Annotated in this window: 11 protein-coding genes; 9 read left to right on the forward strand and 2 right to left on the reverse strand. The window is 50.1% G+C overall.

The window, feature by feature from the left end:
- Positions 1-4 precede the first annotated feature (4 nt).
- The 3 genes from cofH to AC2UZI_RS02935 are packed head-to-tail and all read left to right on the forward strand — an operon-like array spanning position 5 to position 4,418.
- On the forward strand, positions 5-2,437 hold the full coding sequence (cofH, locus tag AC2UZI_RS02925; RefSeq protein WP_486942330.1) for a 5-amino-6-(D-ribitylamino)uracil--L-tyrosine 4-hydroxyphenyl transferase CofH: 2,433 nt from the start codon (positions 5-7) through the stop codon (positions 2,435-2,437).
- A 47-nt stretch (positions 2,438-2,484) separates the two neighbouring features.
- Positions 2,485-3,156 carry a nitroreductase family protein gene (locus tag AC2UZI_RS02930; protein WP_486942331.1) on the forward strand — a complete coding sequence of 224 codons (672 nt, stop codon included), beginning with the start codon at positions 2,485-2,487 and terminating at the stop codon, positions 3,154-3,156.
- Between the two features lie 53 nt (positions 3,157-3,209).
- Positions 3,210-4,418 (forward strand): diaminopropionate ammonia-lyase, encoded by a 1,209-nt coding sequence (locus AC2UZI_RS02935; protein ID WP_486942332.1) that lies wholly within the window; start codon positions 3,210-3,212, stop codon positions 4,416-4,418.
- Positions 4,419-4,479: 61 nt separating this feature from the next.
- On the opposite strand, the gene AC2UZI_RS02940 is transcribed toward AC2UZI_RS02935, so the two are convergent.
- A complete protein-coding gene (locus AC2UZI_RS02940) occupies positions 4,480-6,180 on the reverse strand; it encodes a class I adenylate-forming enzyme family protein (RefSeq protein ID WP_486942333.1) in 1,701 nt (566 codons plus the stop codon).
- Between the two features lie 176 nt (positions 6,181-6,356).
- Between AC2UZI_RS02940 and AC2UZI_RS02945 the strand changes: the two genes are divergently transcribed.
- Positions 6,357-6,824, forward strand: a complete 468-nt coding sequence (locus AC2UZI_RS02945) for a CBS domain-containing protein (protein WP_486942334.1) — start codon at positions 6,357-6,359, stop codon at positions 6,822-6,824.
- A gap of 120 nt (positions 6,825-6,944) precedes the next feature.
- Here the strand turns inward: AC2UZI_RS02945 and AC2UZI_RS02950 are convergent, their stop codons facing one another.
- Positions 6,945-7,889, reverse strand: coding sequence for a LysR family transcriptional regulator (locus AC2UZI_RS02950; RefSeq protein WP_486942335.1), 945 nt, complete (start codon positions 7,887-7,889; stop codon positions 6,945-6,947).
- A gap of 120 nt (positions 7,890-8,009) precedes the next feature.
- Here AC2UZI_RS02950 and AC2UZI_RS02955 point away from each other — a divergent pair, with 120 nt between their 5' ends.
- From AC2UZI_RS02955 to AC2UZI_RS02975, 5 genes are read left to right on the forward strand one after another with little or no spacing between them, the layout of a single operon-like run.
- Positions 8,010-9,176: an NAD(P)/FAD-dependent oxidoreductase gene (locus AC2UZI_RS02955; RefSeq protein WP_486942336.1), complete on the forward strand. Its 1,167-nt coding sequence runs from the start codon at positions 8,010-8,012 to the stop codon at positions 9,174-9,176.
- A 32-nt stretch (positions 9,177-9,208) separates the two neighbouring features.
- The gene (locus AC2UZI_RS02960) at positions 9,209-10,459 is read left to right on the forward strand and encodes an aromatic ring-hydroxylating dioxygenase subunit alpha (protein ID WP_486942337.1); all 1,251 of its coding nucleotides are present in this window, start codon (positions 9,209-9,211) and stop codon (positions 10,457-10,459) included.
- A 2-nt stretch (positions 10,460-10,461) separates the two neighbouring features.
- The gene (locus AC2UZI_RS02965; RefSeq protein ID WP_486942338.1) at positions 10,462-10,932 is read left to right on the forward strand and encodes an aromatic-ring-hydroxylating dioxygenase subunit beta; all 471 of its coding nucleotides are present in this window, start codon (positions 10,462-10,464) and stop codon (positions 10,930-10,932) included.
- An 8-nt stretch (positions 10,933-10,940) separates the two neighbouring features.
- A complete protein-coding gene (locus AC2UZI_RS02970; protein ID WP_486942339.1) occupies positions 10,941-11,273 on the forward strand; it encodes a non-heme iron oxygenase ferredoxin subunit in 333 nt (110 codons plus the stop codon).
- A 36-nt stretch (positions 11,274-11,309) separates the two neighbouring features.
- Entirely contained in the window at positions 11,310-12,488 is a 1,179-nt protein-coding gene (locus AC2UZI_RS02975; protein ID WP_486942340.1) for an ABC transporter substrate-binding protein, read from the forward strand.
- Positions 12,489-12,687 lie beyond the last annotated feature (199 nt).

Here is a 12,687-nt window from a genome sequence, read left to right on the forward strand (position 1 = left end):
GCTCATGCCTAATAACGATAAAACGGTGAATTACGAACGGTTGGATGATAGTCAGGCTTATGCGTTAACCAGCCTTCCTGCGGCTCAATTATTGCCACGAGCGAGTGCGTTGCGCGATGCAGGGCATGGTGAGACGGTGTCCTTTTCTCGTAAAGTGTTTATTCCGCTGACGCAGTTATGTCGTGACGTGTGTCATTACTGTACCTTTGCTCAAGCCCCAAAAAAGGTGTCTTCACCGTATCTTTCTATCGAGCAGGTGCTTGAGATTGCACGGGCTGGTGCCAAGGCGAATTGTCAGGAAGCGCTGTTTACCTTAGGCGATAAGCCAGAGTTGCGCTATCACGCGGCACGAGAAGCCTTAGAAGCCATGGGGTTCGACAGCACCATCAGTTATCTCATTGAAGTGTGCCGCGTGGTTTATGAAGAAACAGGCTTAATGCCCCACGTGAATCCCGGCCTATTAACGCGTGAGGATCTTGAGCAGCTTCGTGCTGTGTCAATATCGCAGGGAATTATGCTGGAAAGCGTTTCTGAACGCCTTTGTGAGCCCGGCGGTGCGCATTATGGTTCTCCCGATAAGGTACCCCAAGCGCGACTTGAGACATTAAGGCTCGCCGGCGAAGCGCAGGTCCCCTTTACCACGGGTATTTTGATCGGTATAGGCGAAACGCGTCATGAGCGTATCGAGTCGTTGTTAGCGATTCGCCAGTTACACGAGCAGTACGGCCATATTCAAGAAATTATCGTTCAGAACTTCCGTCCTAAGCCGGGAACGTTAATGGCGAAAGTCGAAGCGCCATCGCTAGAAGAGCATATTTGGACAGTTGCGGCGGCTCGTCTTATTTTTGGGCCAGAAATGGCCATTCAGGCACCGCCGAACTTACAACCCGACGCCTTACAACAGTTGGTGGATGCGGGCATTAACGACTGGGGCGGTGTGTCACCTGTTACCCCTGATCATGTGAACCCTGAAGCGCCCTGGCCACATTTGGAAGCGTTGGCAAAAGCGACGCAAGCGACCGGTAAGGTGTTGGTCGAGCGCCTAGCTATTTACCCACCTTATGTTCGAGACATGAAACGATGGGTGGATCCTGTCTTCCACACTCGTGTGTTACGCAGTGTTGATGGCATGGGCTTGGTTCAAAACGAAGCGTGGTCAGCCGGTGGTCAACAGCTCCCCCCTGAAAATACTTTGGCATGGATGAATCAAAGCGGCGCAGCGCGACACACTGCTGCCTTTGCGGAAGTCGAGGCCATTATTGAACGAGCTAAGCAAGGTGAGCAACTTGCCGAGCAAGATATCGTGCGACTGTTTCGTGCTCACGGTTCAGAGTTTGAGGCGATTTGTAGAGCCGCCGACCAGCTTCGTCAGAAGGTGAATGGTGACAGCGTTAGCTTCGTTGTGAATCGCAATATTAATTACACGAATATTTGCAGCTACAGTTGTCAGTTTTGTGCCTTTGCGAAAGGGAAAACAACCGAAGATTTGCGGGGTAAGCCTTATGACTTGCCCTTGGATGAGATACAGCGTCGCGTGCGTGAGGCCTGGCAGCGCGGAGCCACCGAAGTGTGCATGCAGGGCGGTATTCACCCCATGTATACCGGTGATACCTACACAGAAATTTGCCAAGCGGTGAAAGCTGCTGCACCCGATATCCATATTCACGCTTTTTCACCGCTTGAGATCTGGCAAGGGGCAGAAACGCTGGGCTTGTCGTTGACCGATTATTTGCAGCAGCTTAAAGATAATGGCCTGTCGTCACTGCCAGGTACCGCCGCCGAAATACTGGATGATGAAATACGGCAAGTTCTTTGTGCGGATAAAGTCACCACAGAGCAATGGTTCGAGGTGATGCGTACGGCTCACAGTATCGGCTTGCGCAGTACAGCGACGATCATGTTCGGCCACGTAGAGGGCTACCAGCATTGGGCAAGACATTTGCTGCGTTTACGTGCTCTACAACAGGAAACGGGTGGGTTCACTGAGTTTGTACCTCTACCTTTTGTGCACATGGAGGCCCCCATCTATCGTAAGGGTCGTTCGAGGCGTGGTCCAACCTTTAGAGAAACCGTATTGATGCATGCTGTGGGTCGCTTGGTGTTGTACCCGTACATTAACAACGTACAAGCGTCCTGGGTCAAGATGGGTATTACCGGCGTAAAGGCCTGTTTGAATGCAGGCGTCAATGACCTAGGTGGCACCTTAATGAATGAGACCATTTCTCGATCGGCGGGGGCGTCGCATGGACAGGAAATCACGGCGCCCAAAATGAGAGATATTTTGGTATCTATGGGCAGAGAGCCGCGTCAGCGTAACACCTTATATGGCACGGTTTCGGACGAGGTTAAAGCACGGGCCGAGCATATCACCACGCCTGCATCACCGGTGCAGCTTTTAATGCGAAAGCACCCTAAACCTGAAGCGCAGGTGGCCTAGGTAGTTTGGTGAATGAATGCTTCATTCTGCTTTTTAAGGAGAGCGATGTGTTGGCAGTTTCGCCTTCAAACGTTAGTGACATAGCGCTGCAGGGGATGGCTGAGCGACGTTCGGTGCGGCGCTATACCTCAGAGCCTGTACCCAAAACGCTGATAGCGCAGCTATTGGAAGTCGCCGTGAGTGCGCCTTCCGCCCATAATCGACAGCCATGGCGGTTTGTTGTGATGCAAGATTACGCGGTTAAGGCCCGACTGGCCAAGCGCATGGGTGATAAGTTACGACGGGATCGCTTGGCAGACCACGATAATGTGGCGGATATTGAGGCCGATGTGCAGCGATCATTTGCTCGCATTACGGGTGCGCCAGCGATTGTCTTGCTGTGCCTCAGTATGGAAGACATGGACGTGTATCGCGACGATATCCGAAACCAACACGAGTACAGCATGGCCATGCAAAGCACCGCGATGGCGGGACAGAACTTGATGGTAGCGGCCCATGTTGTTGGTCTGTCGTCTTGCTGGATGTGCGCGCCGATGTTTTGTCCTGACTTGGTGCGTAATGAGTTGGATCTGCCCGATCACTGGATTGCACAAGGGATGATCACCTTGGGTTATCCGGCCAACGCTGGCAAACCTTTCCAACGTAAGCCCACATCTGAGCTTACGTACTACATCGATGAAGTTTTAGCGCAAGAGCCTAGCGCTGCATGCGCTCAGTAAGTAGCGAAGCTTCGTATCTAAGAACAGAGTTAACGGTATGCATAGGGGAAAATATGTTTGTTAAAAGTCAGTTTGCAACACGCAGCGCTTATCCAGACGAACTACGTCAAATTATGAGTTTGGAGCAGGCCAGAGAGTCTCGAGAGTGGCTGTCGCACTGGAAAGTGTTAAGCCCTACGCCTACGCCGTTAGTGCCTTTGGCAGGTTTTGCTAAAGCGCATAACTTGGCAGAAGTGTCGGTAAAAGACGAGGCCAAGCGTGCATTGTTACGCAGCTTTAAAGCCTTGGGTGCCTCCATCGCGTTGGTACGTTTGGTTCTGCGCAAACACCCTGAGGCAGGATTCACTGCGAAATCACTTTTTTCGGGTAAACATTCCGACGCCTTAAAAGATTTCACAGTGATCAGCGCGACCGCAGGCAATCATGGGACGTCGCTTGCGGCGGCGGCGCGCGATATCGGATGCCGTTGCGTGATTGTGCTCAGTAAGCATGTCAGTATGGAACGTGAAAACACCATAGCCTCGTATGGCGCTGAAATCATACGCGTTGAGGGTGATTATGACGATTCCGTTGAGCACGCCGAAGCCTTATCCCAGTCAAAAGGCTGGTTGGTTGTGTCAGATACTTCTTACGATGGCTACGAAGAAATCCCCCGCGATGTGATGCAAGGCTATGCCACCATTGTGGCAGAGGTCACCGAGCAGACAGGTCAAGAAGACAGCCCCACACTGCCTTATACCCATGTCATTGTGCAAGGTGGCGTGGGTGGTTTTGCGGCAGGGGTAGCGGCTTATTTATGGGAACGTTACGGCGCTCAGCGGCCGGTTTTCATTGTTGCTGAGCCAGAGCAAGCCGATTGTTTATTCCAAAGTGCTTTGGTGGGGCGTGCTGCAAGTGCGACGGGGTCGGTCGATTCGTTGATGGGCGGCTTAGCATGCGGTGAGGCCTCGCCTTTAGCATGGCGATTCTTGCAGCCCACCACCGATTTCTTTATTACCCTAACCGATGATCAAGCCGTTATGGCCATGAAAGAGTTGGCGGCCAGTCAGTACGGTGACCGGCCTATCGTCAGTGGCGGTTCAGGCGCGGCGGGTTTTGCAGCACTACAGAAAATGCTGGATGATCCGAAGCTGCGTGCAGAGGTGGGATTGAACGAACAATCGAAGGTATTGTTATTCAATACGGAAGGGGCGACAGCGCCTTCAGAGTATTTGGCTCAGGTGGGTAGAACAGCCGCTGAAGTCGAGGTTGGCACCGCCTAAGTAAGCGTTAGATTTCGTTTTAAGTTCGCTGTAGCAACTGGCTACAGCGAACTTTTTTTGCTTAGGCTTGAGTTGTCGTGCTGGCGGCAGGTTTTTGTTGCCAACGTACAGGTGAGGGAATGAGCTCGCCACGGTCCACGGCGTCGGTCAATTCGCGTTTTAGAATTTTTCCACTGGAAGTCAGGGGAAGCTGCTCTAAAAACACGACATACTCAGGCATATCGTATTTCGATAAGCCGTTTTCATATAAATAGTCCAACAAGTTTAAAGGGTCCAGAGACTCGTTGGCTTCTAAAGTCATCGCCAGACAGGCCTTTTCTCCAAGCCGGGTGTCAGAAACCGGAAAGACGGCGGCTTGACGTATGTAGGGATGCGCATGGGCTAAATCTTCAATAACGCTAGGATAAATATTGCGTCCACCACGGATAATGATTTCTTTTTTACGACCTACGATACGCAAGTAGCCATTTTCATCAATACTGCCTAAATCGCCGGTTAAAAACCAACCCTGTCGATTAAACGAGTCTTCAGTGGCTTGCTGGTTATCGTAATAGCCCAGCATTAATAAGCCCCCACGTCCGCCTAGCTCTCCGATTTCTCCGGGCTCAGCTTCGGTGTCGGGATCGTCTTGCTTCCAGATACGCGTCTCGTAGCCGTTGCAGCTACGTCCGCAGGTGCTCACAATAAGTGCTTCTGAGTCATTCGGTAAGGTGTAGTGATGTGAGCTGTTTTCGCTCATACCAAAGGCATTCTGTGGCGTGATGCCCATATTAAACAAGGCTTGGGCAAGTGCTGGTGGTATCACGGCGCCAGAAAGGTAGAACACCTCAACGTGTCCCATTTTATGTAGTTGACGTTGCCCCATCTCATTAAGCAGGTCAATGCCATGGGTTGGCACGCCAAGCACATAGGTGGCTTCAGATGTAATAATCCAGTCTAGCCACTGGCTAGGGCTGGAGGAGTCGCTCAACACCAGCTCGGCGCCTGCAATCAAGGCTTGTCCCAAAGCAACCGTGCCGATGTGATGGCTCATCGAGCTTAGGCTCAAAATAATGGACGATGCGTTTAGTCCCCAATCAGCAACTAGACTTCGGGCGTTGGCCAGTAAGGTGTTATCGCTATGCATAACGCCTTTGGGCATGCCTGTCGTGCCGGAAGTAAAAGCTAAGTACAGTACCGTATCCGGATCATCTTCAGGTGGCGGTTGAGTGAAAGCCATGTTCTGATGTGTAGGATAGGGCTTCACACAGACGGGTAGCGTATCGGTAGAAATCAACGGGTCAAAAAGACTATAGACCTGTTCAAGTGTGGGTATGTCACCGTTTACATGGTTAAGAATCGTCTTTCCATGCGGATCAAAGCCATAGCCTAATTGTGTGAACAACACTTTGCAGCGCACGCGGTTTAATAAGGTAACGACGTCTTGCACTGTGTGGTTTTTGTGTAGCGATGGGCAGCAGACATAGCCATTGCGAGAGCAGGCTAAATAAATGATGACACTTTCTACGCAGCTGGGTAGCCAAATGGCAACACGGTCACCTGCGCGCAAACCAATGCTGTGCAGGTGCTCGGCTACAAGGTCTACCTCCTGAATAAGCTCGCCACGGGTTAAACGACGGCGTACGTCACGAACGGCGAAAGCGTCAGCGTCTTGTTCAGTGTGCTGTTTTAGCAGTGAGTAGAACGTATCGTTTGCCCATATACCCTGCGCATAATATTGCTGCGCACGTCGGGGATTATGTAGGCTTAGCAAAGCGCTCATGTAAGGGATATTCCTTCTAACTTATAATGATAGATAGTGACATAAAGTCAGGTATTACTTTGGGTTTCGGAGTTTACTTAAAAAACAACCACTGATAAGATACTATTTATAGGAGGATAGTACGTCCCATTCTACACTTTACTAACAATCTCCTCAAATAAATAAGGGGGACTGATATGCGCATTAGCGATATTCTGAAAAATAAGTCAGGGATTCTGTACACAACAGCGCCGGATACGCCTTTGTCACAATGTATTATTACCATGGCGTATCACAATGCGGGTTCATTATTGGTGATAGAAAATAGCCGATTAGTTGGCTTGCTATCGTTCCGTGAAGTCATTAACACCCTTGCCCAATACCAGGTTCAAAGTCCTAATCAGCCGCTGGTAGGTTGGGAAGCACTTTTAGCCAAAGATGTCATGAAGCCCGACCCCATTGTGATCGGTCCAGAAATGACTTTTGAAGAACTGCGGGAATTGATGGTCGATGTACGTCAGCGATATATGCCTGTCGTCACCGACGGGGTGGTCCATGGCGTGGTGTCGTTCTATGACGTCGCTAAGGCCATACACGAGAGTCAAGAGTTTGAGAATCGATCCCTTAAAGCGTATATCCACGATTATCACGAACCCACGTCCTAATCGTGACGTACTACTAAGAGGGGAATCCTTGTGCTGCCTTAGTTCAAGCGCTTTAACGATACTAGGGCAGCACGGATAGCGAGTTTGATTGTTAAATCTGTCTCGTTACCCAAGCTGTTATTACAAGCCGATTTCAAATTTTTCCGGATTGAACACACTTTCGCTGTCGCGAAACAGTTTATAGGTAAGTTCACGTAGCCAGCGGTTGCCAGCGTCATTGTGATATCGCGCGTGCCAGTACTGGGCGATGGTGTATTCAGGAAAAGCGATGGGTGGCTGCAGTATTTTAATATTGCTTGTCGTAGCATACGATTCAGCCAGCATCGTAGGGATCGTCACGATCAAATCGGTACTTGAAATAATCAAGGGAATGGCCAAGAAATGAGACAGGTGTAGCGCGACTCGGCGCTGATAACCCTTCTTGCTCAATACGCTTTCGATCACGCCATGGCCTGAACCCGTCGCGGTTACCACCGCGTGTGGCATGGTCAAGTACTCGTCTAAACTGATGTGACTGCCAACAGTGGGGTGATCTCGACGAACCAAACAAACATAAGAACGTGAGAATAAATCTTGTTGGTAACTGTCTGCGAAAAGTCCTCGTATAAAACCAAAGGCCAGATCCATTTCACCAGATTCTAAGGCGTCTTTAAGCCCCTTAACCGGAAGCTGAACGGTATTGAGGTTGATGTTTGGGGCCTGCTTACTAAGTTCGATGAGTAACGGGGGCAGAAAGACACGTGAACCAATATCCGTCATCGCAATATTAAAGGTGCGTGTGGATGTTTTAGGGTCGAAGTCTTGTGTGCGGTTTAGGGCCTCCCGAAGCTGGCCTAAAGCCTCCAGAATCGGTGTTTTTAGCTCTAGCGCACGCGGGGTAGGCTCCATTCCTGACGAGGTACGAACAAAAAGCGCATCGTTAAACAGTTCACGTAATCGGCGCAGAGACACGCTCAGAGCAGGCTGGGTTAGTCCAATTGAATCGGCAGCCAATGTCACATTACGGTGTGTCAGTAGGGCTTCAAACGCGAGTAAAAGCTTAATGTTTAGGTCTGTAATATTCATTTTTCAACATAGTAGAGATTAACCGTTTGACATGGACACCTATAGGGCCCCTGACTACATTTAAAACAATACTAACTAGCGTTGATCTGTGTTAACGCCTAGGCGGAGCGAGGTGAGTAGATGATGTCAACTGTAATAATAGGTAGTGGCTTAGCGGGTTACACGGCTGCCCGAGAGATACGTAAACATCATAAAACTGATGACATTACGCTGGTGACACAAGACGACGGGCACTTTTATTCTAAGCCTATATTATCTGAAGCGTTACGCTCAGGCCTGAATGCCTCTGATCTTGTTGTACGTACGTCTGAGAAAATGGCTCAGCAAATTCGGGGTCAGGTTTTAACTCATCAACGCGTTATGGCTATCGACAAGGTGGCGCAGATCGTGTCCTTGCAAGGCCGAACCCTTGCCTACGATAACTTGGTATTGGCCACGGGTGCCGAGCCGGTACCCTTGCCACTTGATTCTGACTCGCTTTCGAATGTTCTGGCTGTGAATAGCTTGTCTGACTACCAACGTTTTCGTAGTGCGTTGGAAGGAAAAAGAACAATTGCCATTATTGGTGCCGGCCTTGTTGGCTGTGAGTTTGCCAATGATTTGGCGGATGCAGGGTATCAGGTCACTCTTATTGACATCGCGGCTCAACCCTTGGCTAGACTGCTTCCCGCACACAATGCCACCTTCACGGTTAGCGCACTGCAAAACATCGGTGTGAACTGTCGTTTGAATACCGGTGTGAATCGCATTGTACGTATGGCGTCTTCTTATGTGCTGAGTTTGTCAGACCAGTCCGTATTGGAGGTGGATGTGGTCTTAGCAGCCACCGGCTTGCGCCCAAACATAGCGTTGGCCCAGCAGGCTGGGCTTGAGGTGGCGCATGGGATTGTTGTCAATGCGCAGTTGCGCACCAGCGCGAGCAATATTTATGCGATAGGGGATTGTGCCGAAGTTGAAGGCCTGTGGTTGCCTTACATTGCGCCCATTGCTCCGGCAGCCCGTATTTTGGCCAAAACCATAGGCGGTGCAGGCGACGATCTGCAATACGCCGCGATGCCCGTCACCATTAAAACCCCTGCTTGCCCAACCGTCGTGTGCCTTCCTCCTGCCCAGTCTGACGGGCAATGGGAGAGTAAGTGCGCTGAGGCGGGCGTGAAATCGTCTTTCTTTGATCCGCAGGGTCAGCTTCTGGGTTTTGCATTAAGCGGTTCGTTCGTGGATGAGGCGAGAGAGTTAGCGACTTCCTTGCCCGCCTTATTGGAAACGCGTGCCGCGATGGATTCATAGATTAATTTTTATACGGTATGAGGAGACAGAATATGAACGATCCACGTCAGTTGGGGCTTACGCCGATGCGGGTTTGGGAACGAGAGGGCTCAGCACGTATGCCTTATTGGCTATACACCGATGAAGACATTTATCAGCGTGAGCTCGAACGCATTTTTAACGGTCCTCATTGGAATTATGTAGGGTTAGCATGCGAAGTTCCCAATGAGGGCGACTTTAAGCGAACCTGGATTGGTGAACGAAATGTGCTGGTGGTGCGTGACGAGAATGGCGACATCAATGTAGTAGAGAACCGATGTGCCCATCGTGGCGTGCAATTTTGCAAAGAAGCCAAAGGTAATCGTAAAGACTTTGTATGTCCGTATCACCAGTGGAATTACGATCTGCAAGGTAATTTGCTTGGTGTGCCGTTCATGAGAGGAATTAAGGGCAAAGGAGGGATGCCCCGCGACTTCAAGCGCGAAGAGCATGGCCTAACAAAACTAAAAGTCGTGAACTATAACGGCGTGATTTTTGCGAGTTTTGATCCCAATGTGCCAGATTTTAAGACCTTTCTTGGCCCGACGATGCTGAAATATTTTGAGCGAGTCTTTGACGGTCGCGAATTAGTCGTGTTGGGTTACAACCGCCAGCGTGTGCCAGGTAACTGGAAGTTGATTCATGAGAATTTAAAAGACTGTTATCACCCAGGTCTTTTACACACGTGGTTTGTTAATTTCGGTTTATGGCGTGCGGATAACGAGTCTGAAAACGTGATGGACGAACAGTTCCGTCACTCGGCGATGGTCACGGTTCGTAATGAAGGGGGTAAAGGGGAAGCCACCGAAGGCATTGCGAGCTTTAGAGAAAACTTAGAACTCAATGATGGCCGCTTCCTTGATATTGCAGAAGAGTCATGGTGGGGAGGGCCCACTGCCGTCATCCATAGCATTTTTCCAAGCCTGATTGTTCAGCAACAAATCAACTCGGTTGCTATGCGTCAAGTGATTCCACGAGGCCCGCGAAATTTTGATTATATCTGGACGCATTTAGGCTTTGCGGACGACACCGAAGAGATGACAGAGCGTCGACTACGTCAGGCCAATCTGTTTGGTCCGGCGGGGTTCGTGTCAGCAGATGACAGCGAAATTATTGGGATGGTAGAGGATGGAATGATGGCCAACCCTGATGGTGAGACCTTATGCGAGTTAGGTGGCCGAGAGGTTGCCGATACGGATACCCACATATCTGAAACCTTGATTCGCGGCATGTATCAGTATTACCGAAAAGTGATGGGGATATAAGAATGGATATGACGCTTTACTTAGCCGTACAGAATTTGTACGCCGATTACGCAGCGTGTGTTGATAACACTCGCTTTGAAGCGTGGCCTGATTTTTTCCTAGACGAGTGTTGTTATCGCATTGTGTCGCGTGAGAACTTCGACTCAGGCTCGCGCATGTCCACCTTAAAGCTGGAGAGCAAGGCCATGCTGTGGGATCGCGTGAATGGTATGAACGACACCATTATGCATGTGCCTTACTTTCAACGTCACATCATCAACCCCCCTCGCATTCATCGCGTGGAAGGAAACGACATTCATGTGGAGGCGAATTATGTGGTGATGCGCACCATGCCCGAGTCGTTTTCATCGGTTTTTAATACGGGCCGCTACCTTGATGTGATTGAAAAGCAGGGCGATCAATTGAGGTTCAAAGAAAAGGTCTGTGTGTTCGACGGTGACTTGGTGCCGAATTCAATTATCTACCCCTTATGAGGTGAGTTATGGCTGAAACGCAAGCAAGTTTAGGGCCCGAATGGGAGCGTGTGGCAGATGCTAACGACTTAAGCGACGGTGATGTGTTGAGCGTGCAAAGCACCGCAGGCGCTGTTGCTTTGTATAAGGTGGATGGCGAGTTTTACGCTACCCATGGGATTTGTAGCCACGAGCACGCCTACCTTGCAGATGGCTATTTGGAAGGCTGTGAGATCGAGTGCCCGTTGCATCAAGCACGTTTTGACATACGCACAGGAGCGGCCCTGTGTAAGCCCGCATCGGATGCGATCGCGGTTTATCAAACAAAAGTCATTGATGATGGAGTTTTCGTAAAGATGTAAGTCATTCTAATAACGGTTGTTGGAGGAGATAGTGGTATGCGTAGACAATTATTAAAAACCATCTGTGTTGTCGCAGCCCTTGGCTTTGGCAGCATTGCAGCAGCTCAGAAACCAGTACCGATTAAGATAGGCATTATTCAACCATTAAGTGGTCCCGTTGCAGCATCGGGCACCTACATATTGAATGGGGCACGAATCGCAGTCGATTACATCAACGACAGTGGGGGCGTACTTGGCAGGCCTCTGCAGTTAGTCGTTGAAGATAATAAAAGTAATCCCACAGAGTCGGCGAATGCGGCTGAAAAACTGATTGTCCGGGATAAGGTCTCGGCGATTATCGGTGCGTGGGGCTCTACCTTTACCTTAGCCGTGCTACCCAAAATGATGGAGTACAAGGTCCCGTTATTAGTCGAGAATGCGGGAGCCGATACGATCACTACCGCCGGTAACCCCTATGTATTCCGTATCTGTCCAACCAACGAGATGGAAGCACGCAGTTTCGCACATAACCTAGCAACGTTGGGGGTTAAAAAGGCCGACTTTCTTGTCGTGAATAATGACTGGGGCTTAGGCACGATGGCATCCATGAAGCGAATCTTTGCAGAACAAGGCATCGAGACGGGTCTGTCGCTAGTCATGGATCAGCATGCTCAAGATATTTCCGCGCAGCTAGCCGAGGTAAGAGCCTCAGGTTCAGATACCTTGTTTGTTGTCACCGCCGTAGAACAACTGACACTGGTGCTGAAACAGGCTCAGGCGCTAGCGTTGGATCGACAGCTTATCTCCATGGGAGGGTCTTCAAGCCCCGATCAATTGATTGCTCACGCTGGAAGCGCGGCCGAAGGAACCATGCACAACGTCATGTTTCCACCGTGGGACTTAACAGCCTCGTCTAACCCAGAGCTGGCCACGCAATTTGTGGACGAATGGAATAAGCGTAAACTCGACAAGGCTGGTCTTACCACTAGTTTCCGTGGTTTTGATGCTGTTCGCACATTGGCGGCTGCCATTGAGAATGCGGGCGAGGCAGAGCCCAGCAAAATCCAAGAGGCCCTATGGAATGTCGAGCTTCTAGGCTTAAGTGGCCAAATTAAATTCAATCAGGCCGGGCCAGAAGGGCGTGCTAGTGGTCAAAGCGTGCCGAATACCTTCTTGGTCAAAGTAAAGGAAGGAGCGGTCAACTTAGTCAGTGTGAATCAGGGGGTTCTACACTAAATCGATTGGATGGCGCTGTACGTTTTATTAAACTCTGTGCTAATAGCGACGTTAAAAAGGCACGCACACGGCTTTGTTCTGGGTGCGTGCCTTTGTTTTTTATGTCCTACTGACGATAAAAATTACCTATGTTTTCGTCCACTCGTTCTAATGGGTGAGACTTTCGACTAACGTAGCACTGATTTTTCGAGCAGAATGT

The sequence above is a fragment of the Paenalcaligenes sp. DL 463 genome (genome assembly GCF_057475185.1).

Coding starts and splice junctions, on each gene's coding strand:
- AC2UZI_RS02960 (WP_486942337.1), top strand. CDS start 9,209: ATGAACGATCCACGTCAGTTGGGGCTTACGCCGATGCGGGTTTGGGAA.
- AC2UZI_RS02965 (WP_486942338.1), top strand. CDS start 10,462: ATGGATATGACGCTTTACTTAGCCGTACAGAATTTGTACGCCGATTAC.
- AC2UZI_RS02975 (WP_486942340.1), top strand. CDS start 11,310: ATGCGTAGACAATTATTAAAAACCATCTGTGTTGTCGCAGCCCTTGGC.
- AC2UZI_RS02935 (WP_486942332.1), top strand. CDS start 3,210: ATGTTTGTTAAAAGTCAGTTTGCAACACGCAGCGCTTATCCAGACGAA.
- AC2UZI_RS02970 (WP_486942339.1), top strand. CDS start 10,941: ATGGCTGAAACGCAAGCAAGTTTAGGGCCCGAATGGGAGCGTGTGGCA.
- AC2UZI_RS02940 (WP_486942333.1), bottom strand. CDS start 6,180: ATGAGCGCTTTGCTAAGCCTACATAATCCCCGACGTGCGCAGCAATAT.
- AC2UZI_RS02945 (WP_486942334.1), top strand. CDS start 6,357: ATGCGCATTAGCGATATTCTGAAAAATAAGTCAGGGATTCTGTACACA.
- AC2UZI_RS02950 (WP_486942335.1), bottom strand. CDS start 7,889: ATGAATATTACAGACCTAAACATTAAGCTTTTACTCGCGTTTGAAGCC.
- AC2UZI_RS02955 (WP_486942336.1), top strand. CDS start 8,010: ATGATGTCAACTGTAATAATAGGTAGTGGCTTAGCGGGTTACACGGCT.
- cofH (WP_486942330.1), top strand. CDS start 5: ATGCCTAATAACGATAAAACGGTGAATTACGAACGGTTGGATGATAGT.